This window comes from Pseudomonas putida (assembly GCF_005080685.1).
Taxonomy (GTDB): domain Bacteria; phylum Pseudomonadota; class Gammaproteobacteria; order Pseudomonadales; family Pseudomonadaceae; genus Aquipseudomonas; species Aquipseudomonas putida_V.
The window spans coordinates 2,567,146-2,591,700 of record NZ_CP039371.1; the positions used below are offsets into that span (position 1 = coordinate 2,567,146).

Below are 24,555 nucleotides of genomic sequence, written 5' to 3' on the forward strand. Positions count from 1 at the left end.
GTTGGCAAACACGCACACAAGGACGACCAGGCACACCGTGATGGCTTTCAAGAACCAGGACTTTCGGCACATGTTGCATCGTTGTTTTCTTGCCTGGGCGAGCGCATGCGCGCTGTTCATGAGCGGCATGGCGGGTGCGCAAGCCCCCCAGTCGAGCCCGGCAATCTCCTATACCCGCGACATCCAACCGATCTTCACCGAGAAATGCGTCGCTTGCCACGCCTGCAACGACGCCGCCTGCCAGCTCAAGCTGGAAAGCCCGGAAGGCGCCGTGCGCGGCGCCAGCAAGGTGCCGGTGTACCAGGGCGAGCGGAGCAAGGCGGTGCCCACCACGCGCCTGTTCTACGACGCCCAGACCGAGGAGCAATGGCGGGCCAAGGGCTTCTATTCGGTGCTCGACAACCAGGGCAGCCAGGCTGCGCTGATGGCGCGCATGCTCGAACTGGGGCACAAGACGCCGATCACCCCCAACGCCAAGTTGCCCGATGACATCGTCCTGGGCCTTGCGCGCAACAACATGTGCCCCATGCCCCATGAGTTCGACGCCTATGCCGGCGCACATCCCAAGGAAGGCATGCCGCTGGCGGTGACAGGCCTCACCGACAAGGAGTACCAGACCATGCAGCGCTGGCTGGCGGCGGGTGCGCCGGTCGAATACCAGCCGGTCCAGCCGAGCGCGGCGGAAGCCAGGCAGATCGGCGAGTGGGAAGAACTGCTCAACCGCCCAGGTTCGACCGAAGCGCTGGTGGGCCGGTGGCTGTACGAGCACCTGTTCCTGGCGCACATCTATTTCGTCGGCGGCGAGCAGGGCCACTTCTTCCAGTGGGTGCGCTCGCGCACGCCGAGCGGCAAGCCGGTCGACATCATCGCCACGCGCCGCCCCAACGACCCGCCCGGCACCGATTTTTACTACCGGCTGATTCCGGTGCAGGGCGTGATCGTGCACAAGACCCACATCACCTACCCGATGGGGCCGCAGAAGCTCAAGCGGGTCAAGCAGCTGTTCTACGCCGGCGATTGGCACGCCACCGCGCTGCCGGGCTATGGGCCGCGGCACCGGGCCAACCCGTTCGAGACGTTCGAGGCGATCCCGGCGGTGGCGCGCTACCAGTTCATGCTCGATAACGCCGAGTACTTCGTGCGCACCTTCATTCGCGGCCCGGTGTGCCGCGGGCAGATCGCCACGGACGTGATCCGCGACAACTTCTGGGCGCTGTTCCAGGAACCGGCGTTCGACCGCTACATCACCGACGCCAAGTACCGCGGCGAGGCCACGCCGCTGCTGGCCATGCCGGGGCAGATCGACGACGTGGGCAGCGTGCTGACCCTGTGGCACGCCTACCGTGACAAGCGCAACGAGTACGAGAAACTGCGTCGCGAGGCCTATGCCGAGATGCCGGCGCCGGGTTGGTCGACCCTGTGGGCCGGCAATGACAACGCCCTGCTGACCATCTTCCGGCATTTCGACAGCGCCTCGGTGACCAAGGGTCTGATCGGCGATGTGCCGTTGACCCTGTGGCTGTTCGACTATCCGCTGTTCGAGCGTACCTACTACCAACTGGCGGTGAATTTCGACGTGTATGGCAACGTCTCGCATCAATTGCAGACGCGCTTGTACTTCGACCTGATCCGCAACGGCGCCGAGGTCAATTTCCTGCGCCTGATGCCGGCTGACAAACGCGGCGCGATCCTCAGCGACTGGTACCAGAACGGCGGCAAGGTGAAGATGTGGCTCGACTACGAGGACATCGACAGCGACACGCCAAGTGGCCTGAAACTGGACAAGGAACATCCCAAGCGCGATTTCGGCCTGAAGCTGCTGCAGCGCACCACGAGCATCAACGCCTCGCCTGATCCGATCAACCGCTGCACGGGCGCCTACTGCTCGCGGCCCGGTCTGAGCGAGGAGTTCCGTAATGCCGAACAGTCGTTGAGCCGCCTGGTGTCGCGTCCAGCGGCCGGGTTGAAGGTGATCGGCCAATTGCCCGAGGCCACCATGCTGCGCATCGAAGGGCAGGGCGGTCAGCGCCAGGTCTACAGCCTGCTGCACAACCGCGCGCACAGCAACGTCGCCTTCCTTCTCGGCGAGGCGCGCCGCTACCAGCCAGGGCTCGATACCTTGACGCTGTACCCGGGCGTGCTCAGCAGCTACCCGAACTTCATCTTCAACGTGCCCACCGCCGATGTGCCGGAGTTCGTCGAGGACCTGGAGTACGCCGGTGACGACGCCGAGCGCTTCGAGCGCATCGTCATGCGCTGGGGGATTCGCCGCAGCCATCCGCAGTTCTGGCGGTATTTCCATGACCTCAATAGCTACATCAAGGAGACCCAGCCGGTAGAGGCCGGTGTGCTGGACATGAACCGCTACGAGAACCTCTGATCGGTTTGGCTGATCTTTTCGTAAGCACTGCGGTCCGAAACGCTAGGTGGCCCCTGGAAGGCAACATTGTCCAGGGGCCTCAATGCACCGGCAATCGCAGGGTATTCCATGCTGTATTCGCTTCAGGCACTGCGGGCGTTCGCCGCCTGGGTGGTGGTCTGCCACCACTTCATGCAGATCTTCTTCGACTTCCACGCCACCGGCCCCATCGGCCAACTGTTCAGCGACCGAGGCGCCGTGGGCGTCGACATCTTCTTCGTCATCAGCGGCCTGGTGATCTATCTGTCGACCCGTGACAAAGACATCGAGCCGCGCCAGTTCCTGCTCAACCGCGCCCTGCGTATCGTGCCCGCCTATTGGTTCTATACCCTGGTGATGGCGGCGTTGATCCTGGCGTTCAGCCGCTGGATGCCGCACCAGGTGTACGACGGCCAGCACCTGCTGCTGTCGTTGTTGTTCATCCCGGCGGAAAACCCCGGCGGCTATGGTTTGTACCCCACGCTCAACGTCGGCTGGACGCTCAACTTCGAGATGTTCTTCTACCTGTTGTTCGGCCTGGCGTTCCTGGTTCGCCAACGTCACCACCTGCTGCTGGTCACGGCGGCATTGCTGCTGGCCAGCGAAGTGCTTGGCCGAATGGGTGTGCTCAGCCACTTCTACAACAACGGCATCATCTACGAGTTCCTGCTCGGTATCGGCCTGGGCGTGCTGTATAGGCGCGGGCTGGTGCGTGAAGGGCGAGTGTTGCCGCTGCTGGTATTGGCGGCGGCAGGTTATGCCATCTACCACCTGGACGCCTCCGTGCGGCTGCTGCACTGGGGAGTGCCCAGCGCGTTGATCGTGCTGGCGTTCCTGTCGCTCGAACCTTGGTTCAGTGGCAACCGGGTGCTCAAGGCGCTGGGCGACTGCTCGTACTCGGTGTACCTGATCCACGTGCTGGTGCTGTACGCGGGCTGGTTCGCCAGCCAGCGGCTGGGCCTGAACCCGTACCTGGTGTTCGCCTTGTGCGTGCCGTCCATTGGACTAATGTCCTGGGTCAGCTACCAGTGGCTCGAACGCGGGTTGTACCGGCGGATGCAGGCCTGGCTGGCGCGGCCACGGGAGCAAACCGGGGATTACGTGCTTTCCCGAGTCAAATACTAGGACTTTGTTCGATGGCCGTGTTGGCGTACACTTGGCGGCAAGTCTGTGAGGAACCTACATGAGCGCTATAACCATTACTGACGCCGCCCATGATTACCTGGCCGATCTGCTCTCCAAGCAGAACACGCCTGGCATCGGCATCCGTGTCTTCATCACCCAGCCGGGCACCCAGTACGCCGAGACCTGCATCGCCTATTGCAAGCCCGGCGAAGAAAAGCCCGACGACACCGCCGTGGGCCTGAAAAGCTTCACCGCCTACATCGACGCGGTCAGCGAGCCGTTCCTCGAGGACGCGCTGGTCGACTACGCCACCGACCGCATGGGCGGCCAGTTGACCATCAAGGCGCCGAACGCCAAGGTGCCGATGGTCAACGAAGACAGCCCGATCAACGAGCGTATCAACTACTACCTGCAAACCGAGATCAACCCGGGCCTGGCCAGCCACGGCGGCCAGGTGAGCCTGGTGGACGTGGTCGACGACGGCATCGCGGTGCTGCAGTTCGGGGGAGGGTGCCAAGGCTGCGGTCAGGCCGACGTGACGCTCAAGGACGGCATCGAGCGCACCTTGCTCGAGCGTATCCCAGAGCTCAAGGGCGTGCGTGACGTGACCGACCATACCCAGAAAGAAAACGCCTACTACTAAGGCGAAGCGCCCGGTTGCGGAGGAGGGCGGCCTTGTGCGCCGCCTCCTAGCAACAAAGTGTTACGGATTCAATCCCTGCGACAACAAGCCGCAGCCCGTAAACAAAGGGCTGCAGGCCATCTGCCCCAAGGTCGGGTAGCTGCCCTTGGGGTGTCATGCCAGAATGCCCCGGTTTTTCGGCCGGCCCGTCCCGAGGGTCGGCACCTTCCCTGTAAAGGATGGTTCCATGAATGATCTGTTTACCCGGCGCGCAGTTGTCGCCGGGATGGGCGTTCTCGGGCTTGGCTTGCTGGCGGGCTGCAGCCCGGCGCGTGGGCTCGAGTTCAAGTACGGCAAGAACATGAGCAACGAGATCCTCGGGCGCAAGTTCCGCCTCAAGGATACCCAGGGCAACGAGCGCACCCTGTCGAGCTTCTACGGCTCGATGCCGATGATCTTCTTCGGTTTCACCCAGTGTCCGGCGGTCTGTCCGACCACGCTGGCGCGTGCGGTGCAGATCAAGAATCTGCTCAGGGGTCGTGACCGCGATCTGTTCCAGGTGGTGTTCATCACCCTGGACCCGGAACGCGATACGCCCGAGGTGCTCGACGCCTATCTCAAGGCCTTCGACCCGTCGTTCACCGCCCTGACCGGCACCCCGGAGGAAATCGCCGAGGTGGCCAAGGAATTCAAGGTGTTCTACGAGAAGGTGCCGGCTGGCGACACCTATACCATTTCTCACTCATCCACCAGCTACGTCTACGATACACGTGGCACGCTGCGCCTGAGCCTGGGCCACTCCCTGAACGCCAAGGAATGCGCTGAAGACCTGGTCACCCTGATGGAGATTTGCTAATGGCTGTTTCACTGCAACCGATCAAGCGCGGCCTGGCCGCCATCGCCTTGCTGGGCATGGCGCTGCCAGCCCTGGCCCAGACCACCGTGAGCGAAGCCTGGGTGCGCGCCACCGTGGCGCACCAGCCGTCCACCGGCGCGTTCATGACCCTCACCGCCAGTAGCGACAGCAAGCTGGTGAGCGTCGCCTCGCCGGTGGCCAAGACCGTGCAGGTGCACGAGATGACCATGAACGGCGATGTCATGGGCATGCGCGAGGTGAAGGCCGTCGAGCTGCCTGCCGGCAAGGCGGTGAGCCTTGACCCCAACGGGCTGCACGTGATGCTGACGGGCCTGAACCAGCAGGTCAAGGAAGGCGACAAGGTACCGCTGACCCTGACCATCGAAGATGCCAAGGGTGGCAAGGAAACCCTGGACGTGCAGGCCGAGGTACGCCCGCTCAACGCTGAGGCTGGCGCCGGTCACGACCACATGCACATGAACCACTGATGTACGAGGGGCCGCGCAATGCGGCCCCTTTCGTTATGTGCCTCAGCTGCGAAAGCGCGGCAGCGGCCGATCCAGGGTCAGCGACGTCAGTGTCTTGCGGACCTGGGCTTCGTCGGCCTCGATGGCCTTGAGGCTGGCGCGGATCTTGCCGGCCGCGGGCACGTCGCCCTGCCGGTCGATCCAATCGGCGATCTCCTTGCAGGCACTGCTCAGGCAGGCCTGACGCTGGCTCATCAGCGACAGGAGGGTGGTGATCTCTTTTTCGGACATGGCAGGAACCTCCGTTCAGCCATCTCAGTGTAGCAGCGGTAAACGCGCACGCCTGCGGCATGCTGTCGCCCTGGCTAGCCCTGCAGGCAGGCGCTGCGGTAAGCCCCTGGAGTGACGCCGTAGGCCTGCTTGAACTGGCGGCTGAGGTGGCTCTGGTCGGTGAAACCCAAGGTACAGGCGACGTCGCAGGCAGCCAGGCCGCTGCGCAGGAATTCCCTCGCCCGCGCCAGGCGTCGCTGCTTTAGCCAAGCGTGGGGCGGCAGGCCGGTGGCCTGGCGAAACACCCGGGCAAAGTGGAAGGGCGACAGGTTCACCGCTGCCGCCAACGTCTCCAGCGAAGGCGGATCGGCAAGCCGGCTTTCCAACAGCTCACGGGCACGGGCCACGGCCAAGGGTTCGTTGCCGGGAGTGGCGGGTTCGGCGCAATGTCCGTGGCGCTGCACCAGGGCCAGCACTGCCTGGCGCCAGGCTGTTTGCTGCTCCAGGGCGCTGGCTGCAGATTCGGACAATCTGTGCAGGTGGCTGAAGGCGCCTGCCAAGGCCGGATCATGAATCACGCTGGCCTTGAAGTGGGGCATGCCATGGCGGCCCAGCTCCAGTTCGTCGAGTACGCCGCTGACCCTGGCCTGCTCCGGGTAGAGGCCACGGTAGCGCCAACCGGCTTCGTGGGCCGTGGCACCGGTGTGCAGTTCATCGGGGTTGATCAGTACCATGCTGCCTTGCGGGGCCAGGTGCTCGCTGCCGCGGTGCCAGAAGCGCTGGGCGCCGGACTCGATCACGGTGAACACGTAACCTTCGTGCACGTGTGGGGCAAAGCGCTGCTGGTAGTAGCGCGCGTGCAGCATCTCGACATCGCCCAGCGCGGGCGCTTGCCAAAGGTGGGTCTGTTCGCGCAGGGGCCGGCTCATGCCAGCCAACTGCGCAGCAGGAAGAAGATCAACATGCTCAGCAGCATGCTCAGCAATACGCTGCGGGTCAACAGTACCAGCGCCACGGCTGCCACTGCACCCAATAGATAGGGGTTGAGCGGGCTCAGGTCCAGTTGATGGTCGGGCAGGAAGATGATCGGGCCACAGATTGCCGTGAGCATGCCCGGCACGGCAAAACCCAGGAACTGCCGCGCATTGGAGCTCAGGCGCAGCGGTAGACGCGGCTCGAGGAAGGCATAGCGGTTGAGGAATACCACCGCGCCCATGGCGAAGATCAGCAGCCAGGTCATTGGCGAACCCCCGAGAATTTTTGGCAGATGAAGCCTGCGCTCATACCCAGCAGACCGGCGGCTACCAGGGCGGTTTCCCAGTGCCAGTGGCTGAACAGCACCGAGCAGAACAGCGACACCGCCACGCACACTACGGTGGCCAGGTTGCGCACCAACGGCGCGATCAGCGCCACGAAGGTGGCGACGATGGAGAAGTCCAGACCTAGCTGATCCAGGTGCGGGATGCTCTTGCCGAGGACGATGCCGGCAAAGGTGAACAGGTTCCAGGCCACGTAGAAGGTCAGGCCCACGCCCAGGGCGTACCAGCGGTTGAACTGCTGCTGGTCGTGCTGGCTGGCCAGGGCGAAAAATTCGTCGGTCAGCAGAAAGCCCAGGCCCAGGCGCCAGCGCAGCGGCTGTTTGGACAGCAGGGGACGCATGGACAGGCCGTAGAGCAGATGCTGGGAGGTCAGTAGCAGGGTGGTCAGCAGGATCGACACCAGGTTGGCGCCGCCCTTGAGCATGCCGATGGCCACCAGTTGCGCCGCGCCGGCGAAGACGATGGCCGAGAGGCCCTGGCCCTCCCACGCGCTGAGGTTGGCCTCTATGGCCATGGAACCGGCAAGCAGGCCCCAGGGCGCAACGGCGAGCGAGAGTGGCAGGATGGCAATGGCGCCACGCAGATAGGCGTGGCGGGCGATAGGGGCATGGCTGGTCATGATGGCGACGACAGGGTATGGATGGCTTGGACTGCCAGCATGCCAGAGCGATTACCAGGTGGCTTGTACGATCTTGCTCAGTCCGTCGGCGCCCAGGCCTCAGCGGTAGCTGGTAAGCCGTTGCTGGGCTGCCGCGCAGCCGTTGATGTCCACGGCCTTCTGCAGCAGTGTCTGGCGTTGCGACGGATCGAGATCGCCGAGCAGGCGGTAGACCTCGGCCTGGTAGTCGCGTTGGCGCCCCCACTGCATCTCCAGCCCCTGTGGCTGGCTGCGGCTGCAGGCCAGGCGCGTGGCCGGTTGCGGATAGTAGGGCGCGTACAGCGTGGCCATGCTCGGCACCGCCTCGAGGTCGCTGCGATAGGCCGGGCTGGCATTGTAGGGGGGACACCAGGTGGCGATGGCCGTGGCAGGTGGTGCGAAGCCCTGCTTCAGGCTCGACTCCAGCAGCGGGCAGGCGGCATCGGGAATTTGCGCGGCAGGCAGGTAGGTCATGTAGTACAGCGCCAACCGGTACTGCGCCACTGGGTGGCCCAGGGCCACGGATTTCTTCAACAGCGCTACGGCGGTGGGCAGGGTACGGGCCATGGCCTGACCCTGACGGGTGAGTTCCGGGTCGGCGTCGACTGCGGTACGCAGTGGGCTTGGCGTGTCGTCCTGAGCGTCGGCCTGTTCGAGTAACGGCAGCGCCTGGCGGTACAGCAGGTCGGCATGGGGGTCTATGTGCACTTCCACTGCATGGGCACTGAAAGGGGCCAGGGTCAGCAGAAACGAACCGATGAGACGGATACGGCTCACAGGCAAGCCTCGTGCAACCCAGGGGCACGGCAGGCAGCCAGCTGCGGATGGACGGTTTCGATGTTCATGGCAGGTACCCGTTGGTCTCAGGCAAAACAAGACGACGGCGTATTCTAGCCATGGGAGGGGGCAGGCTGAAAGGCTTATGCAACATTGTCAGACGAGCTTGATCGGTGTCACCTTGCGTTGGGCGTGTTTTTCCTGGGCCAGGCCGAGCTTGGCGGTGATCACCTTGGCCAAAGCGTTGTTGCCCAGATCGTTCAGGTGCAGGCGGTCGATGAACAGGTCGGCACCGAACACTGGCGAGCTGCTGAGCATGCTGTTCATGTCGTAGCAGGGGACAGGGTCAGCCTGTTGCTTGATGCGGCGGAAGAAAGCCGAATGCAGTTGGCTGTCGAAGACGCCATCGAGCAGGCGGTCGAAATTGGCTGGTTGGCGTTCCAGGGCTTCGAGCGCTGCTTGCTCACCGGCCGGCAGGGTATCGCGGCACCACGGCAGCAGGGGCTGCAGAATGAAGGTCAGGCTGGTATGGCTGCCCGCCAATAGGCGGTCCCATTGCAGGAGGGTGCGGCCGATGCTGTCGGCGGCGCGGGTCAGGCGCTTGTTCGGTGCCGACAGCGACCATGTTATCGGTGGCGGTACCGGATGGGGTGCCAGGGCTTGCATCCAGCGGCGCCAGAATGGTTTTCGCCGTTGCCCGTCGCCCCCCGTGACGCCCTCGCTGAAGGCGTTGAGAAAATCTTGGTAGGCTGCAGCCTGCAGCGGTTCCTGGGCGCCGTCCAGCACTTCGCCGAGGGCCTCGTGGGCGAGGCTGTTAAGGCCGCTGAGCAGCACCACGTGGCCGATCTGGCCGAAACGGTGCTGGTGGCTGAGAAACAGCAGCAGTTCCTGGCTGGCGTTCAGCCCGCAACCGGCCAGGCTCAGCCAGACCTCTCCGGTCAGCATCGACAGGTGCGAGGCCACCGTGTGTTCGTCGCCACTGGCGCCGATGCCCAGTGCCGTGGAGCCGCCGACCAACAGGTTCACCCGCGGCGCGCCGCCGCGTTCTGCGGCGGAAAAGCGCTTGCCGGCGCAGTGGCTGTAGCGCAGGCCGAGGGCATCGGTGTTGATGGTGCCGGAGCGGTAACCGCTTTCGTGCACGTGCAACGTGTGGGGCGCGCGGCGGCGACCGAGCAGCAGGAAATGCTGGTAATCCTGTTGCAGGGGCGACGGGCTGCCGGGGACGTGCGGGGTGGTATCGGTCAGTCGCATGAGGCTCCGTTGTGGCGGGCGTGGCGTCGGCGCAAGGCCGTCAGCCCGCCAGCTCCTTGAGGTTGTAGGCCAGCCCACCCACGGCGATCAGCAACAGCGCGACCCCCGAGGCCAGGGAAATGAAGCGGTTGCTGCGCTGCGAGGCGATCTTGCCGATGGCGAAGATGTAGAGGCTGAGCACGGCAAAGTCGATGGCAACCCACAGCAGTGAAAGCACCACCATGCTCTTGCCGAACGACTCGGTGATCTGGATGAACTGCGGGAAGAAGGCAATGAAGAAAATGATGTCCTTGGGGTTGGAGATGCCCACCATGAAACCCTGCCACAGGCCGCCGCCGCGCACCGCTCGGGGGAGGGCGTCGGGGGCCTCGGCAACCGGTGTCTGCAGGGCATCTTTGAGGGTGCCGACGGCGATGTAGCCGATGAACAGGCAGCCCAGCAGGCTCATGCCGCTGAGCCAGGCCTTGTCGATGGCGGCGCTGGTCATGATGATCCAGGCCGCGGCGCCAATCAGCACCAGCGAGGCCCAGTTGGTGCCGACGGCGGTGAACATGGCCTTGCGCGATCCGGAGGCGGCGGCGGTGTTGACGATCAGGGCCACGACCGGGCCAGGGGTGGCGATCAGCAGCAGGACGGTCAGGGCGTAGGTAGCGGTCAGTGCGGTATTCACGGTCAGTTCTCGGTCACGGTATCGGTTGTCGCATGGGCGTGGAAGGGGCAGCGCGAGGGGTTGAGCGACCCCTGTTCCTGCAACTGGTACTGCTTCCATTCGTAGTTGCCTTCTTCGCCGAAAGCGCCCAGCGTGTCGGGCACCACGCCATCGTTGTAGTGGCGAACCCGGTCGCGGATGCGCGCACGGATGCGTTTGCCGCTTTCGGTCGCGGCATTGGCAACTTCGTCGAAGTTCTCCCTTGGGTTGATGACGAAGGTGATGTGCGGGCCCAGGTTGCGGCTTTTCATCTGCTGGTGGCCGGGGAAGTTCATGTTGATGAACAGCGGCATGCCGGCATAGCAGAACGACCAGTCGCTATCCTCGGGGTCGGTGGGCATGGCCTGCGGCCAGGGTTGTGGGTCGCGCGCGTGCACGCCGCGCAGTACCTTCCACGCCAGTGCCTGCTGCTGCGCCAGGGTGCTGTCGCCGGTTGTTTCGAGAAATACCACCAGCGGGCTGCCGATGCGCTGCTTGAGGGGGACAGGGATGACGAGGGCGACATAGTCGGACAAGCCCCGGGCGATATCGTCGGCCAGATGCTCGGCGCGGGCGAACAGGATGTGGCAGCTTTGCGAGGCGACCGCCTTGCGCCCGAAGAGGCAGGGAAAGTCGGGATTGGCGAGAATGCCGCGAAAGTGTTCTATGGTCTTGTACGTCCAGTGTTGGGTGTTCCGGACATGTTCAGAGGTGAGCTCTAGCGCGTCCAGGCGATAGCAATTTCCATAACCCGTAAACATGATTTCCCCAGGCGTTTTGTTAAGTGGGTGATCCAGTCACATGCAGGCAAGATGCTTGGTTATCTTTGTTATTTACCCGCATTTTCTGAAACACCCCCTAGGTTGTAAAACGCGTGGAACTATGACCTACTATTAGTCTCACTCATGCTTCGGGGGCATCATGTCGGAACGGATTCAGGCTTTGCATGCCTTGCGCGCCTTCGAGGTCGCGTCGCGCTACGGCTCGTTCACCCGTGCGGCGGAAGAGCTTGCGCTGACCCAGGGGGCGGTCAGCCACCACATCAAGACCCTCGAGTCGATGTTCGGTTGCGACCTGTTCGAGCGCCGTGGCCCCAAGCTGCGCCTGACCGACCACGGCCGCTTGCTGGCCCAGGAGCTGAAGGTCGGATTCAAGATCATCGAGAACGCCTGTGCATTGCTGCGCCAGGACCGCTACGCCTTGCGCCTGAAGGCGCCTTCGACCTTGACCGTGCGCTGGTTGCTACGGGCCCTGGACGGCTTCAAGAAACTTGACGACAACTGCAGTGTGCAGCTGTCCAGCGTTTGGATGGACATCGACTCGGTGGACTTCTACTCCGAGCCGTACGACTGCGCGATCCTGCTGGGCAACGGGCGGTTCGCTGCAGACGTCGAGAGCTTCAAGCTATTCGACGAGTGGCTGATACCGGTGTGCCATCCAGGCTACATGACCCAGGCTGCGCCCGAATTGGCCGACCTGCGCCACTGCGAATTCCTCCACCCCTCGCCGGACCGGCGTGACTGGCGGCGCTGGCTGGCGCGCATGGACGCGCTGGACATCAGCATCGACAAGGGCCAGGTGTTCGACACCCTCGACCAGGGCATTTCAGCGGCGCAGCAGGGTCTGGGCATCTCGGTGGTCGACCTGGCGCTGGCCAGCGCGGACCTCGCGGCAGGCAGCCTGGTCACGCCGTTCAAGCACGCGGTGGCGACTGGCGATGGGTATTACATGACCTGGCTCAAGTCCAGTCCCAAGGCGCGGCAAATGCTCAAGTTGCGTGACTACCTGGTCAGCCAGGTGCCGCCGCTGTCATACAAGGACATCAACTACCTGTATGACTGACCGGGCGATCGGCGAAAACCCGTTCGAGCATGAAATCGATGAACACCCGGAGTTTCGGCGGTACCTGGCGGCCCGAAGGCCATAGCAGATAGAAGCTGCCGCGCCGCTCGATGAACTCGTCGAGCACGCTGACCAGCGTGCCGGCGGTCAGCTCGCGGCGCACGGCGAAGTTGGGCAGGCAGGTGATGCCGCGGTTGTTGATGGCGAAGCAGATACGCGTCTCGACGTGGTTGCAGACCATCGAGATGGGGATGTCATAGGCCTGCTCGGGGTGGTCCTGGCGCAATGGCCAGGTTTCCAGTTTGCCATTGCTGGGAAACCGGTAGTGCAGGCAGGTGTGTCCGGCCAGATCACGCGGGTGCAGGGGTGTGCCGCGTTCTTCCAGGTAGGCGGGCGACGCCACCAGACAGTGCTGGAAGTGGCCGAGGAACTTGGCTTTGAGCCGCGAATCCTGGGGCTGGCCGCCGCGCATCACCACATCGAAGCCCTCACCGACGATATCGACCATGCGGTCGGTGAACTCCAGGTCCAGTTCGATTTGTGGGTACAGCGCCATGAAGTCTGCCAGCGCCGGCATCACCAGGCCGGTCACTTGGGGCAGGCTGATGCGCAAGCGCCCACTGGGCGTTTCGCTGGCCTGGGACAGCTCCTGCTCGGTGGCTTCGATCTCCGCCAGGATGCGCCGGCTGCGTTCGAGAAACAGCATGCCTTCGGCAGTCAGGGTGATGCTGCGCGTACTGCGGTGGAACAGGCGCACCCCCAGACGGCTTTCCAGCCGCGCCACACGCTTGCCAACGGCCGATGCGCTGATGCCCAGCGACTGGCCGGCGGCGACGAAGCTGCGGGTTTCGGCTACCCGGTTGAACACCACGAAGCCACTTAGGCTGTCCATGAAACGCTCCTGATTGCGGACTCCGATGTCCTGGGTGAGCGGAATACTACCCGTCTTTTTCCGCAATGCCTGCCCTTGCACACTGTTTCCCCATTCTTTTTCCAAGGCAAACACCATGTCCCAGACCTGCACTGCGTCGCTGTCCGATGCCAGCCCCGGCCGTCTGCCCCTGAGCGGCCTGCTGGCCCTGGCGATGACCGGCTTCATCGCCATTCTCAGTGAAACCTTGCCGGCGGGGCTGCTCGACCAGATCGCCGAGGGCATGCACATCAGCCAGGCCATGGCCGGGCAGTGGGTCACCGCCTATGCGCTGGGCTCGCTGCTGACGGCGATCCCCCTGGTAACCCTGACCCAGAGCTGGTTCCGTCGGCGAGCGCTATTGCTGGCGATCCTTGGCTTCGTCCTGTTCAATGGCTTGACCGCGCTTTCGTCGAACAACACCCTGACCCTGGCGCTGCGCTTTCTCACCGGCGCCGCGGCAGGCCTGGCCTGGGGCCTGATCGCCGGACATGCACGGCGCATGGTGCCGGTCGCCCTGCAAGGGCGGGCGATGGCCGTGGCCATGCTGGGTCAGCCGATTGCCCTGTCACTGGGGTTGCCGATCGCCACCTGGCTGGGTGCCGGATTGGGCTGGCGCGCCACCTTTGCCGTGGTCACGCTGGCGGCGTTACTGCTGGTGGCCTGGGTGCTGCGAGCGGTGCCCGACTATCCGGGCCATGCCGCCGATCGACGTCCTGCTGCGGGCCAGGTGCTACGCACGCCCGGTGTAGCGCGCGTGCTGCTGGTGATCCTGGCATGGATCCTTGGCCACAACATCCTCTACACCTACATCGTGCCCTTGCTGGCTGCCGCCGGCATGGCGACCCAGGTCGGCCCGGTACTGATGGTATTCGGCGTGGCAGCGCTGGCCGGAATCGGCCTGGTCGGGGTGCTGGTCGACCGCCACCTGCGGCCGCTGGTGCTGCTCAGCCTTGGCGCCTTTGCCCTGGCCGCGCTGGCGCTGGGGCAGGCGAGCGCCCTCTGGTTGTACCTCGGCGTGGCGCTGTGGGGCCTGACCTACGGCGGTGCGCCCACGCTGTTGCAGACAGCCTGCGCCGATGCGGCGGGTGAGGGCGGCGACGTGGCCCAGTCGATGTTGGTGACGGTGTGGAACAGCGCCATCGCCTTGGGAGGCATCATCGGCGGGCTCCTGCTTACCGGCGCTGGCGCCCCGGCCTTCGGGCCGGTGGTATTGGTGTTCATCGGCGCTGCCTGGGCGTTGGCCTGGACGGGCCGGCGGGCGGGCTTCAGCACAGGAGCGCGGTAACCTGGCGCTGCGCCATGGGGTAGAATCGTGTTTTTGCCCCCCGGGCGCTTCGAGGAATACCGCAGTGGAGTTGCAGCAGGGCTTTGTCCTGACCCGGCATTGGCACGACACGCCCCAAGGCACCTGCGTGGAATTCTGGCTCGCCACCGACCAGGGCCCGCGTCTGTTGCGGCTGGCGCCCCAGGAGTCGGTTGCCTTCGTGCCGCAGGCGCAGGGCGCGCATGCCCGGGTGTTGTTGAGCGATGAGGCCGGAGTCGAACTCAAGCCGCTGCGCCTGCGTGACTTCGAGCAGCGTCCGGTGGTGGGCCTGTACTGCCGCCAGCATCGCCAGTTGCTGCAACTGGAGCAACGCCTGCGCAGTGCCGGTATCGAGGTATTCGAAGCCGATATCCGCCCGCCGGAGCGCTACCTGATGGAGCGCTTCATCACCGCTCCCGTGTGTTTCACTGGGCGGGAGGATGCCCAAGGCGTGGTATGCGATGCCCAGCTCAAGCCTGCGCCGGGGTATCGCCCGCCCTTGCGCCTGGTGTCGTTGGACATCGAGACCAGCGAGCGTGGCGAACTCTACAGCATCGCCCTGGAAGGCTGCGGTCAACGCCAGGTGTACATGCTAGGCGACGCCGACGGCGACACTGCCGAGGTGGACTTCGACCTGCACTACTGCGCAGACCGCGCCGCGCTGCTCGAGTGCCTGATCCAATGGATGGCCCGCCACGACCCGGATGCGATCATCGGCTGGAACCTGATCCAGTTCGATCTGCGCATCCTCCACGAACATGCCCGGCAACTGGACATGCCGCTGGCGCTGGGGCGGGGCGGTGCGCCGATGACCCTGCGCAGCCACGCTAACCGCGGCCACGTGTTCGCCGATGCCCCCGGGCGCCTGCTCATCGACGGCATCGAGGCACTGCGTTCGGCGACTTGGAGCTTCCCTTCCTTCAGCCTGGAGAACGTCGCGCAGACCTTGCTGGGGGAGGGCAAGGCCATCGACACGCCGTACCAGCGCATGGACGAGATCAACCGTATGTTCGCCGAGGACAAGCCGGCCCTGGCGCGCTACAACCTCAAGGACTGCGAGCTGGTCACGCGGATCTTCAGCCATGCCCGGCTGCTCGACTTCCTTCTTGAAAGGGCCTCGGTCACCGGCCTGGCGGTGGACCGCAGCGGTGGCTCGGTCGCCGCGTTCTGCCATTTGTACATCCCGCACATGCACCGCTTGGGTTTCGTCGCGCCCAATCTCGGCAGTCGCCCGGACGAAGCCAGCCCCGGCGGCTTCGTCATGGACTCGCGCCCAGGGCTGTACGACTCGGTGCTGGTGCTGGACTACAAGAGCCTGTATCCCTCGATCATCCGCACTTTCCTGATCGATCCGGTGGGCCTGGTCGAAGGCCTGCGCCAGCCGGACAACGACCATTCGGTGGAGGGCTTTCGCGGTGGGCGCTTTTCACGCAGCCAGCATTGTCTGCCGGCCATCGTCGAGGAGGTGTGGCAGGGACGTGAAGCGGCCAAGCGCGCTGGCAACGCGCCTTTGTCGCAGGCGCTGAAGATCATCATGAATGCCTTCTACGGCGTGCTCGGCTCCAGTGGCTGCCGGTTCTTCGACCCGCGCCTGGCCTCGTCGATCACCATGCGGGGTCATCAGATCATGCGCCAGACCCGCGCCTTGGTGGAGGCGCGTGGGTTCGATGTGATCTATGGCGACACCGACTCCACGTTCGTGTGGTTGAAGCAGGCCCATGACGAGGAGGCCGCCGCCAGCATCGGTCGGCGCTTGGTGACCGAGATCAACCAGTGGTGGCGCGAGCACCTGCAACAGGAGATGGGCCTGGCCAGTGCCCTGGAGCTGCAATACGAGACTCACTATCGACGCTTCTTGATGCCTACCATCCGTGGCACCGACGAGGGCAGCAAGAAGCGCTACGCAGGCCTCGTGCAGCGTGCCGACGGAAGCGACGACACGGTGTTCAAGGGCCTGGAATCGGTGCGCACCGACTGGTCACCACTGGCCCGTCAGTTCCAACAGGAACTGTACGGACGGATCTTTCGTGGCCAGCCGTACCGTGAGTACCTGCGCGAATACGTGCGCAGCACCTTGGCCGGCGAGCAGGACCAGTTGCTGATCTATCGCAAGCGCCTGCGCAGGCCACTGGCCGATTATCAGCGCAACGTGCCACCGCATGTGCGTGCCGCGCGCCTGGCGGACGAATACAACCGCCAGCTGGGTCGGCCCAGGCAGTACCAGAACGGTGGCTGGATCAGCTACGTGATCACCATCGCCGGCCCCGAGCCCTTGGAAGATCGTCGCTCGCCCATCGATTACCAGCATTACCTGAGCCGCCAGTTGCAACCGATCGCCGATGCCATCCTGCCCATGGTGGGGGACAGTTTCTCGGCATTGACCGACCAGCAGATGGCCTTGTTCTGACACAGGTGGTAACTGTCCAACACATCAGGTCGCGACGTTCGCCTAGCCTGCGCTTTTCTCGCAGGGATGGACAGGATGAGCCACGAACCACAGCAGGACCCGACAACCGCAACTCCCACGCTCGACGAAGCCTACCAGGACTGGCTGATTGCCCAGCGACTGCCGGCCTGGTTGCGCACGGCCAGCGTGGAGCATTTGCGCTGGTTGGGTGATGCGATGAGCCTGAGCCTGTATTTCAATGAGCGGGTCAGGGCCGTGCTGGGCAGGATAACGGATGTTGCCGCGTTCGCCCGGCCCCGCTTGCAACTGGCCATGGATCAGGCGTTCGGCAGCGGGCACGAGGTGATGGCGCTGCGGCTGCGCTGGGGCCATCGGGAGCCGGTGGTGACGTCGCAACCGATCGGCTATCCGGTCACCGTGCCGGTCTACCGCGAGATGCCGTTGCTGGAGGCCGCGCTGCGCAATTTCACCGCAAGTGAAGGCCAGGAAGGCGGGCAACTGGTCGGCAACCGGCTGGTCGACCCCGCGGCCATTGCCGAGACGAGCACCGAGTCCGGTACGGCTAACGCCAAGGTGCTGCCCAGCGCCATCGAGTTTGCTGTCATGTGCCGAAAGCTGGATTTGGGCGGAGCCTATCAGAAGCACCTGGGGTCGGTGCTGCGAGCGCCCGCCGAGCCAGGGTCGGAGGAATTCATCGCAGTTCCCACGGTGAGTTCGCTGTTCGCGCGTGCCCATCGCTACGCCATGCTTGCCGATGCTCACGTGGCCCTGATCAAAGGCGAGATCGAGGCGCATGAGCACGCGCTGCTGGTTGCCTTGTGCGGCCTGCACGCACCGTTGAAGCTGCAGGAGTATCCGGTCGAGGTCAAGCAACTGGAGCTGCTTGGCTGTCGGCTGGAGCAAATCCTCGTGCTCGATGCCCGGGACGAAACCTACAGCCCCATCCGCACCTCCTCGCACCGAGTACTGGTGCACATTCCAGGTGACCCGCAATCGCCCTGGCGGGCCTATCCGGATCTACGTCACTTCGCCAATGACCTGGGCAAGCGCTTGCGCACTGGCGACTACCAAAAGTTCTTTGCCCGCTTTGTACGGCGGCGCCACAGCCAGGCGTTCTTCTCCCAAGTGATCGAGGCGTACGCGGGTTTGTCGGACCTGGCCAACAGTGATCTGGACGAGCGCTTGCACGACTGTCCTGCACCTTGGTTCGATACCTTGGGTGCGGCGCGTATCGCTCAGATCGAAGATGATGCTGCGATGATCGCCGTACCGGTGGCCGCAGTCGACCGACAGGTGCAGCTTGCCCATGATCAGCGGCTGGCTGCCGAAGGTTGGGCGCTGCTCAATCTGGCAGGGGTCTTCATTCCCGGACTGGGCGTGGCTTTGTTGGCGTACACCGCCTGGCAACTGCTGGACGAAGTGTTCCAGGGCATCCAGGCCTGGCATGACGGATACAGCGCCGAAGCCTTGGAACACCTGATCAATGTCGCCATCGATGTCGCGGTGGTGGTGGCGACGGGTGCTGCCATCGGCTTGGGCCATGCTGCCTGGACCCGTTCGACTTGGGTCGACAATTTGGTGCCGGCGGCCGTGGACCGTGGGCCGCCCAAGCTCTGGCGCGCGGACCCTGGCGCCTGGCGTGTGGAGGCACCACCCGCCGAAGCGAGGCGCGACCAAGCCGGTGTGTACCGGCTCGGCGATCAGAAGTGGGTGCGCATGGACGGTCATTACTACGCCGTGGAACAACGAGCAGTCGATGGGCAATGGCAACTGCCAAGTAGAGCAGGCTATGCGCCAAGGGTTTGCCACAACGGTGCCGGGGCCTGGCGGCTGTGGGCGGAACATCCAGGAGAATGGGCCGAAACGCCGCAACTGTTCCGACGCTTGGGTGGCGACTTCGCGGAGCTGGACGACCGCCAGATCGACCTGGTGATGTTCATCCATGACCTCGACGCCGCGCAGTTGCGTGCCTTGCATGTGCAAGGCCTGGCGCCAAGCGCCGAGCTGACCGACAGCGTCGTTCGCTTTGCCATCGATCGCCGCGTCGGGCGGGTCATCGATGCATTGCAGCACGGCAGCATGGCCACCGATCGTCAGGTCATGCAGCAACTGCAGGCCTTGGCGGGTGGGACGTTGCAGGGCGACGAGGCGCTCGCCGAAGTCGCCAGCCTGCGTCGCAAGGCACTGTTCCAGGCACTGTATGATGCGACGCAGGTCGACCAGGGGCCTGAGGCCGTGACCTTGCAGCGTATCTTCACCGGCCTGCACCCGTTGGCGGCCAGGGCCCTGCTGCAGGAGAGCGAAGGCGGTGAACGGCTGGTACTCACCGAGCAGGGGCGGATACCGTTGCGTCTGGCCGAGGCCGCGCGCGCCTGCGTGCGAACGATCCGCCTGGCAAGGGGCCTGGAAGGTCTGTATCTGGACGCGCCTCAGAATGCCGACCTGGCGCGGATTACCCTGAGCTTGCTGAGCGATTGTCCGGGTGCGCCTGCCGGGGTCGGCTGGCGGCTGTGGGAAGGCTCGCGGCAAGGCCCCTTGCTGATGACTGTCGGGGACGCCGAGGCTGGGCGGGTGTTCGACCTCGTCCACGAACGCGGTCAGTTCCAGCTATTGGACGCGCAGCGTTCGTTGGCTGGGTCTGGCGAATTGTTCGAGGTGTTGATCACCGCCCTGGACTCCGATCAGCGCCAGGCCATGGGCTTGGCTGTGCTCCCTGCCGCCAACCTGCGGGTACTGCTCGGAGCATTGGCAGGACAACGCCGCGAGGCATTGGCGCAGCTGTTTGGTGAAACGCGTGCGAGTTCCTGGTTCCGTGCACCGCAGCGCTTGCCGGACGGGCGTCTGGGCTATCCGCTCAGTGGCCGTGGCCGCTGGCGTGGTGGGTCGAGAGCGCTGTCGGCAATGGTACGTGCGCTTTATCCCGCCTTCGATGACCAACAGGTGCAGACCTGGTTGACCCAGGTGCGCCAGGCAGGGCGGAACGTCGAAACCGAACTTGCCCGCCTGGGCGCGGAGCTGGAGGCACTCGATGGACATCTGCAGAGCTGGTGCCGGATGGCCAGCAATCGCCGGCAGCGGGCGGATCGGAATGAGTTCGCCGCCGGTTTGATGGCTTGCTGGCAACGCCGTGCCATCAGGGCCAGTGCCGGTCTGCCCGGCGCCTATCGCCTGACCATTCGCCACCTGGCCCTGGACAGCCTGCCAGACCTGCCGGACCCGACCAGGTTCGAGCATGTGCGCGAACTCTCGTTGCTGAATGTGGGCATCGGCGACGTTCCCGCTGGCTTCCTGCGCGCCTTCCCTTCTGTGCGCACGCTGGAACTTGGAGGCAACCGCCTGACCCAATTACCCTCCGGGCTTGGGCAACTCACTCAACTTCGTGAGCTGGACCTGTTCGACAACCAGATCGTGCTCGACAGCCTGCAAATCAGGAGGCTTTCGCGTTGTCAGCACTTGGAGTATCTCAACCTCTCGCACAACCCACTGGGGCGTAGTTTTTCGGTCAGCGGGATGCCGCGATTGCGGCGGTTGCACCTGCGTGCGGCCGGAGTGGATGAACTGCCGATCGGCTTGCTGACCCGACTCGATCTCACCGTTGCGGATCTGCGCGACAACCGCATCCGCCGGATACCGCAACGCTTCTATCTCGCACCTGCCTGGGTCAGTGCCAGCATCCGGCTGGATGGCAATCCACTGGCTGAGGCCGATGCCCAACGCCTGCAAGTGTTCATGCAGTTTCATGGCTGGTCCACGGAAACCGAGGCAGAGCCCATGAGCCAGAGTGGCGTCCGTCAGCGTTGGCAGGATGCCGCCGATAGCAGGGACCGCACACAACTTTCGACGATGTGGGACGAGCTGGAGGTTTATAACGACTGCATGGACTTTTTCCAGTTGCTGGCCCGCCTGTTGCAGACTGCTGAATTCCAGCAGCGCCCCGTGCCTCTGGCGAGGCGGGTGTTTTGCATGCTCGAGGCGATGTGCGATAGAGACGCATTGCGTGAAGAGCTGTTCGCCCAGGCCAGCCTGCCGGTGACCTGCCAGGACAGCGCAGCCCTGGCATTCAGCGGCTTGGAGCTACGCATGCTGGTGTGGCGAGCCCGGTCTGCAGCCGCAGCTGGAGCCGAACAAGATGCGCTGCTCCATCTGGGGCGGCAACTGTGGCGGCTTGAAGAGGTGGACCGCATCGCCCAGCGCGATTACGAGGCAAGACGAGCGACCGGTGCCGATCCAGACCAGATCGAAGTGATCTTGGCCTATCGGGTGGGTTTGCGTGATGTACTGGACCTGCCGGCACAACCTTCCGACATGCTTTTCGCCGAAACGGCCGGCTTGGCCCAGTCCGACATCGACGCTGCCCGCGACGAAGTGCGTTTGTTGGAAACGCCTGAGCGCATCAGCCAGGCAATGATCGATCGGGATTTCTGGCAAGAGCACTTGTTGCATGCCCACGGCGACCGTTTCGAATCGTTGGATATCGCGTTTCATAACCGTGTCGAACGCTTGATGGAAGCGGTCGAGCGTATGCCCGAAGGCGACTACCTGAAGGAAATGAACCAGGTGGGCAGCGAGCGTGAAGTGGCCCGGCGGGCCTTGATGCTGCGCCTGACGCAGCAGGCGATCGGTGAGTCGGCTGGGGAGTCGGCGGCTTGACTCGATAGGTCAAGGCCTTGTCGCCCAGGCATCGGCTATGCTGAGGCAAGTGATGGACCTTTCCAAAAATGCTATGGGCGTTATCTGAAAAGACTGTAGAAATCGCCTGTTACTGTTGGTGCGAGCACAGAATGGCGCTGTAGTTTAGGCTCGCAACCCGGATCTTTCTCCCTGATCCGCAGTCTTTGGTTTATCGAGAAAACAAGGAGATGCGCATGCTCGTTCGGTCACTGACCCTCGCCACTTTGTTCGTAATCGCCGGGCCGTTGTTGGCCGCCGACAGCGATGCACCGCTGGCCAAGGAAGTGGGGAAGGCCAGGCCATTGGTGGTGATCGCGCCCAGCAGTGCCGACCCGACCCTGCGCGGGCTGGAAGAGGCTCTGAAAGATCCAGCCACCCAGGCCGGTTTCAAGGAGCGCAATCTGGTGCTTTACAGCGTGGCGAAAATGGTCGGCAAGCGTGAGGACAAAAACCTCGAGCAGCAGACCACCATGGCCTTGATCCGAGAGCTCAAGCTGGGTGCCAGCAAGGGTACGAAGGTCATTCTCGTGGGCAAGGATGGCGAGCGGCACGTGCTCAAGGATGACGACAGCGGCGAGAAGATCGATCCACAGGTGATCTTCAAGGCGGTCGACGAGCTGCCCGCCAGCGAAAAGGCCACGACCGCGGCCGAGCCCGTGGCAGCGGCCACGCCGGAACCCAAGGCCAAGGAAAGCAAGCCGGGCAAACCCGCCAAACCGGCTGCGCCACCCAAGCCGCTCGAAGACTGATCCGTTCGCAGACGAAAACTCGATCAGACCCTGTCTTTGCCGACAGGGTCTGTATCGTTGTGTATCCAGGCACTGGGATGATGCAGTGCCACACAAAACGCCGTCGTTGGCGATACATCCGCGATACATCGTCGCGGCCTAATGGCTCCACTTCCCAACCACAGTGGAGCAACACCATGAAAAACGCACGGAACACCCTGGGCCTGCTGGGCGCGGCGCTGATCGGCAGCATGGCCATAGGCAGCAACGCGTTCGCTGTCGAGCCACTCTCGCAGGGTTATCAACTGGCTTCGGCCAAGGCAGCGGGCGAGGGCAAGTGTGGCGAAGGCAAGTGCGGTGGTGGCGCCAAGGCTACCCAGGCCGAAGGCAAATGCGGCGAGGGCAAGTGTGGAGATGCCTCGTTCGCCCGAACCGACAGCAACCACGACGGCAAGGTGTCGCGCGAGGAATTCCTGGCGGTGGCCAAGGATCGTGCGGCCGATTTCGACAAGATCGACAGCAACCACGATGGCTTCATCTCCGAGCAGGAAGCCTACGATCATCTCAAGGCCATCTACCAGGCCAACGGCAAACCGATGCCCAAGGATCTCTTCAGCCACCTGGCCGACCAGTCCTGACCCTGGCGTATGAATCCACACGACGCCCCGCCTGTAGTCCAGGCGGGGCGTCGTGCTTGTTGGAGGCTTTGTGATGAATACAACACCCTTGTTTACCGGCCTCGGCCTGCGCCGGGGCTTGATGGTCGAACTGCTGGGCATGGAAACGGGCGCCGTGGACTTTCTCGAATGTGCGCCCGAGAACTGGATCGGCGTTGGTGGCGCCTATGGCAAGGGCTTGGCCCGCCTGGCCGAGCGCTTTGAGCTGGCATGCCATGGCTTGTCGCTGTCACTGGGCGGTACCGCCGCGCTGGATGTCGCGCTGCTGGAGCAGACGCGGCGGTTTCTCGACCTTCACCAGGTGCGCCTCTACAGCGAACACCTCAGTTACTGCAGCGACGATGGCCATCTTTACGATCTGATGCCGATCCCCTTCACCGATGAGGCCGTGCGTCATGTAGCGGGCAGGATCCGTCAGGTCCAGGACCAGTTGCAGCGGCGCATCGCCGTGGAAAACATCAGCTACTACGCCGCGCCGTACCAGGCGATGAGCGAGTTGGCGTTCATCCGTGCGGTACTCGACGAGGCCGACTGCGACCTGCTGCTGGACGTCAACAACGTCTTCGTCAACGCCTGCAACCATGGCTACGACGCCCAGGCCTTCATTCGGGATCTGCCGCTGGGGCGTGTCACCGGCATGCATGTCGCGGGGCATTACGACGAGGCGCCCGACCTCAAGGTCGATACCCACGGGGCGCCGGTGCGCGAGGACGTGTGGGGCTTGTTCGCCTTGGCCTGTGAACGCTTTGGCGCCCAGCCGACCGTACTCGAGCGCGATTTCAACTATCCACCGCTGGCCGAGCTGCTCGACGAGACTGCACGGATACGGGCTGTACAGCAGGCCGCAGGAGGGCGCCACCATGAGTGAAACATTGCGCGACCAGCAGTTTTCCCTGGCCCGTCACTTGCGTGACCCAGCGCGGCATGCGCCACCGCCGGGTATCGAGCCGCGGCGGCTGAAGGTCTATCGCGAGTTGTTCTTCGGCAGCATCGAAGGGTTGCTGGCGGGTAGTTTTCCAGTGTTGCGCGAAACGCTGGGCCAGTCGCGGTGGCAGGCACGGGTGCATGATTTCTACGCCAATTACCGCAGCCAGACACCGTTGTTCAGTCAAGTGGCGGGGGCGTTCATCGATTACCTGCAAGGGATCGAGCTCGATGAACCGTGGCAACTCGAGCTGGCGCATTACGAGTGGATCGAGGCGCAGGTGTACTTGAGCGATGCCGAGGATCCGGCGCATGACCCTGGGGGTGATCTGCTCGAAGGCGAGCCGTTGTTGTCGTGCACTGCCCAGGTCTTGGCCTATCGATGGCCGGTGGAGAGCATCGGGCCGGGGTTCGAGGCGTCGACCCCGCCTGAGGTGCCGACCTTGCTGTTGGTTTACCGCGACGCAGACTTTCAGGTGCGCTTTGCTCGCCTGGCGCCGTTGGCCTATCGGTTGTTGGCCGAGGTGCACGGAACTGGACGCGAGCGGCTGTTGGCGCTTGGGGCGGATATCGAAGCGGGGGTGGCCGTGTTGGAGAGCTTGCGGGGGCAGGGGGTCATTATCGGAACCCGGTTGGGCTGCTAGGGGCTCGCCACGCCATTGATGCCGCACACATCGAGC

The 24,555-nt window shown here is 64.1% G+C and carries 22 protein-coding genes; 13 read left to right on the top strand and 9 right to left on the bottom strand.

Features of this window, described 5'->3' with window-relative positions:
- Positions 1-40: 40 nt before the first annotated feature.
- From E6B08_RS11795 to E6B08_RS11815, 5 genes are all read left to right on the top strand, one after another.
- The gene (locus tag E6B08_RS11795; RefSeq protein WP_416194381.1) at positions 41-2,380 is read left to right on the top strand and encodes a fatty acid cis/trans isomerase; all 2,340 of its coding nucleotides are present in this window, start codon (positions 41-43) and stop codon (positions 2,378-2,380) included.
- 108 nt (positions 2,381-2,488) lie between these two features.
- Positions 2,489-3,523, top strand: coding sequence for an acyltransferase family protein (locus tag E6B08_RS11800; protein ID WP_136914158.1), 1,035 nt, complete (start codon positions 2,489-2,491; stop codon positions 3,521-3,523).
- A gap of 58 nt (positions 3,524-3,581) precedes the next feature.
- A complete protein-coding gene (nfuA, locus tag E6B08_RS11805) occupies positions 3,582-4,166 on the top strand; it encodes a Fe-S biogenesis protein NfuA (protein WP_063545100.1) in 585 nt (194 codons plus the stop codon).
- A gap of 226 nt (positions 4,167-4,392) precedes the next feature.
- Positions 4,393-5,001, top strand: coding sequence for an SCO family protein (locus E6B08_RS11810; protein ID WP_136914159.1), 609 nt, complete (start codon positions 4,393-4,395; stop codon positions 4,999-5,001).
- Complete coding sequence (locus tag E6B08_RS11815) at positions 5,001-5,489, top strand: copper chaperone PCu(A)C (RefSeq protein WP_136914160.1); 489 nt, start codon at positions 5,001-5,003, stop codon at positions 5,487-5,489. Before E6B08_RS11810 ends, E6B08_RS11815 begins: the two co-directional genes overlap by 1 nt.
- 42 nt (positions 5,490-5,531) lie before the next feature.
- Here the strand turns inward: E6B08_RS11815 and E6B08_RS11820 are convergent, their stop codons facing one another.
- From E6B08_RS11820 to E6B08_RS11855, 8 genes are all read right to left on the bottom strand, one after another.
- Positions 5,532-5,759: a hypothetical protein gene (locus E6B08_RS11820; protein WP_136914161.1), complete on the bottom strand. Its 228-nt coding sequence runs from the start codon at positions 5,757-5,759 to the stop codon at positions 5,532-5,534.
- A 74-nt stretch (positions 5,760-5,833) separates the two neighbouring features.
- Positions 5,834-6,667 (bottom strand): AraC family transcriptional regulator, encoded by an 834-nt coding sequence (locus E6B08_RS11825; protein ID WP_136914162.1) that lies wholly within the window; start codon positions 6,665-6,667, stop codon positions 5,834-5,836.
- On the bottom strand, positions 6,664-6,978 hold the full coding sequence (locus tag E6B08_RS11830) for an AzlD domain-containing protein (protein WP_136914163.1): 315 nt from the start codon (positions 6,976-6,978) through the stop codon (positions 6,664-6,666). Before E6B08_RS11830 ends, E6B08_RS11825 begins: the two co-directional genes overlap by 4 nt.
- Positions 6,975-7,676 (bottom strand): AzlC family ABC transporter permease, encoded by a 702-nt coding sequence (locus E6B08_RS11835; RefSeq protein ID WP_136914164.1) that lies wholly within the window; start codon positions 7,674-7,676, stop codon positions 6,975-6,977. Before E6B08_RS11835 ends, E6B08_RS11830 begins: the two co-directional genes overlap by 4 nt.
- Before the next feature lie 99 nt (positions 7,677-7,775).
- Positions 7,776-8,471 (bottom strand): sel1 repeat family protein, encoded by a 696-nt coding sequence (locus E6B08_RS11840; protein ID WP_136914165.1) that lies wholly within the window; start codon positions 8,469-8,471, stop codon positions 7,776-7,778.
- A gap of 156 nt (positions 8,472-8,627) precedes the next feature.
- The gene (locus tag E6B08_RS11845) at positions 8,628-9,722 is read right to left on the bottom strand and encodes a hypothetical protein (RefSeq protein ID WP_136914166.1); all 1,095 of its coding nucleotides are present in this window, start codon (positions 9,720-9,722) and stop codon (positions 8,628-8,630) included.
- A gap of 40 nt (positions 9,723-9,762) precedes the next feature.
- Positions 9,763-10,392 (bottom strand): LysE family translocator, encoded by a 630-nt coding sequence (locus E6B08_RS11850; RefSeq protein ID WP_136914167.1) that lies wholly within the window; start codon positions 10,390-10,392, stop codon positions 9,763-9,765.
- Positions 10,393-10,394: 2 nt separating this feature from the next.
- Positions 10,395-11,171 (bottom strand): YqcI/YcgG family protein, encoded by a 777-nt coding sequence (locus tag E6B08_RS11855; RefSeq protein ID WP_136914168.1) that lies wholly within the window; start codon positions 11,169-11,171, stop codon positions 10,395-10,397.
- A gap of 160 nt (positions 11,172-11,331) precedes the next feature.
- Between E6B08_RS11855 and E6B08_RS11860 the strand changes: the two genes are divergently transcribed.
- Positions 11,332-12,252 carry a LysR substrate-binding domain-containing protein gene (locus E6B08_RS11860; protein ID WP_136914169.1) on the top strand — a complete coding sequence of 307 codons (921 nt, stop codon included), beginning with the start codon at positions 11,332-11,334 and terminating at the stop codon, positions 12,250-12,252.
- Here the strand turns inward: E6B08_RS11860 and E6B08_RS11865 are convergent.
- Positions 12,233-13,144: a LysR family transcriptional regulator gene (locus E6B08_RS11865; RefSeq protein WP_136914170.1), complete on the bottom strand. Its 912-nt coding sequence runs from the start codon at positions 13,142-13,144 to the stop codon at positions 12,233-12,235. The two genes, E6B08_RS11860 and E6B08_RS11865, sit on opposite strands and share 20 nt — an antisense overlap.
- 115 nt (positions 13,145-13,259) lie before the next feature.
- Here E6B08_RS11865 and E6B08_RS11870 point away from each other — a divergent pair, with 115 nt between their 5' ends.
- The 7 genes from E6B08_RS11870 (at position 13,260) to E6B08_RS11900 (ending at position 24,519) form a co-directional block, all read left to right on the top strand.
- A complete protein-coding gene (locus tag E6B08_RS11870; protein WP_136914171.1) occupies positions 13,260-14,450 on the top strand; it encodes an MFS transporter in 1,191 nt (396 codons plus the stop codon).
- A gap of 64 nt (positions 14,451-14,514) precedes the next feature.
- Positions 14,515-16,875: a DNA polymerase II gene (locus E6B08_RS11875; RefSeq protein ID WP_136914172.1), complete on the top strand. Its 2,361-nt coding sequence runs from the start codon at positions 14,515-14,517 to the stop codon at positions 16,873-16,875.
- 75 nt (positions 16,876-16,950) lie between these two features.
- Positions 16,951-21,525, top strand: coding sequence for an NEL-type E3 ubiquitin ligase domain-containing protein (locus E6B08_RS11880; RefSeq protein ID WP_192938654.1), 4,575 nt, complete (start codon positions 16,951-16,953; stop codon positions 21,523-21,525).
- Between the two features lie 215 nt (positions 21,526-21,740).
- Complete coding sequence (locus tag E6B08_RS11885) at positions 21,741-22,295, top strand: DUF4174 domain-containing protein (RefSeq protein WP_136914174.1); 555 nt, start codon at positions 21,741-21,743, stop codon at positions 22,293-22,295.
- Positions 22,296-22,471: 176 nt separating this feature from the next.
- On the top strand, positions 22,472-22,912 hold the full coding sequence (locus tag E6B08_RS11890) for an EF-hand domain-containing protein (RefSeq protein ID WP_136914175.1): 441 nt from the start codon (positions 22,472-22,474) through the stop codon (positions 22,910-22,912).
- Positions 22,913-22,985: 73 nt separating this feature from the next.
- Positions 22,986-23,819: a DUF692 domain-containing protein gene (locus tag E6B08_RS11895; RefSeq protein ID WP_136914176.1), complete on the top strand. Its 834-nt coding sequence runs from the start codon at positions 22,986-22,988 to the stop codon at positions 23,817-23,819.
- On the top strand, positions 23,812-24,519 hold the full coding sequence (locus tag E6B08_RS11900) for a DNA-binding domain-containing protein (RefSeq protein WP_136914177.1): 708 nt from the start codon (positions 23,812-23,814) through the stop codon (positions 24,517-24,519). Before E6B08_RS11895 ends, E6B08_RS11900 begins: the two co-directional genes overlap by 8 nt.
- Positions 24,520-24,555 lie beyond the last annotated feature (36 nt).

What these genes read in the sequence shown, in the direction of transcription:
- E6B08_RS11800 (WP_136914158.1), top strand. Translation starts at nt 2,489, where the DNA reads ATGCTGTATTCGCTTCAGGCACTGCGGGCGTTCGCCGCCTGGGTGGTG.
- E6B08_RS11830 (WP_136914163.1), bottom strand. Translation starts at nt 6,978, where the DNA reads ATGACCTGGCTGCTGATCTTCGCCATGGGCGCGGTGGTATTCCTCAAC.
- E6B08_RS11880 (WP_192938654.1), top strand. Translation starts at nt 16,951, where the DNA reads ATGAGCCACGAACCACAGCAGGACCCGACAACCGCAACTCCCACGCTC.
- E6B08_RS11860 (WP_136914169.1), top strand. Translation starts at nt 11,332, where the DNA reads ATGTCGGAACGGATTCAGGCTTTGCATGCCTTGCGCGCCTTCGAGGTC.
- E6B08_RS11825 (WP_136914162.1), bottom strand. Translation starts at nt 6,667, where the DNA reads ATGAGCCGGCCCCTGCGCGAACAGACCCACCTTTGGCAAGCGCCCGCG.
- E6B08_RS11815 (WP_136914160.1), top strand. Translation starts at nt 5,001, where the DNA reads ATGGCTGTTTCACTGCAACCGATCAAGCGCGGCCTGGCCGCCATCGCC.
- E6B08_RS11895 (WP_136914176.1), top strand. Translation starts at nt 22,986, where the DNA reads ATGAATACAACACCCTTGTTTACCGGCCTCGGCCTGCGCCGGGGCTTG.
- E6B08_RS11795 (WP_416194381.1), top strand. Translation starts at nt 41, where the DNA reads ATGGCTTTCAAGAACCAGGACTTTCGGCACATGTTGCATCGTTGTTTT.
- E6B08_RS11900 (WP_136914177.1), top strand. Translation starts at nt 23,812, where the DNA reads ATGAGTGAAACATTGCGCGACCAGCAGTTTTCCCTGGCCCGTCACTTG.
- E6B08_RS11820 (WP_136914161.1), bottom strand. Translation starts at nt 5,759, where the DNA reads ATGTCCGAAAAAGAGATCACCACCCTCCTGTCGCTGATGAGCCAGCGT.
- E6B08_RS11810 (WP_136914159.1), top strand. Translation starts at nt 4,393, where the DNA reads ATGAATGATCTGTTTACCCGGCGCGCAGTTGTCGCCGGGATGGGCGTT.
- E6B08_RS11885 (WP_136914174.1), top strand. Translation starts at nt 21,741, where the DNA reads ATGCTCGTTCGGTCACTGACCCTCGCCACTTTGTTCGTAATCGCCGGG.
- E6B08_RS11890 (WP_136914175.1), top strand. Translation starts at nt 22,472, where the DNA reads ATGAAAAACGCACGGAACACCCTGGGCCTGCTGGGCGCGGCGCTGATC.
- E6B08_RS11835 (WP_136914164.1), bottom strand. Translation starts at nt 7,676, where the DNA reads ATGACCAGCCATGCCCCTATCGCCCGCCACGCCTATCTGCGTGGCGCC.
- E6B08_RS11845 (WP_136914166.1), bottom strand. Translation starts at nt 9,722, where the DNA reads ATGCGACTGACCGATACCACCCCGCACGTCCCCGGCAGCCCGTCGCCC.
- nfuA (WP_063545100.1), top strand. Translation starts at nt 3,582, where the DNA reads ATGAGCGCTATAACCATTACTGACGCCGCCCATGATTACCTGGCCGAT.
- E6B08_RS11855 (WP_136914168.1), bottom strand. Translation starts at nt 11,171, where the DNA reads ATGTTTACGGGTTATGGAAATTGCTATCGCCTGGACGCGCTAGAGCTC.
- E6B08_RS11870 (WP_136914171.1), top strand. Translation starts at nt 13,260, where the DNA reads ATGTCCCAGACCTGCACTGCGTCGCTGTCCGATGCCAGCCCCGGCCGT.
- E6B08_RS11865 (WP_136914170.1), bottom strand. Translation starts at nt 13,144, where the DNA reads ATGGACAGCCTAAGTGGCTTCGTGGTGTTCAACCGGGTAGCCGAAACC.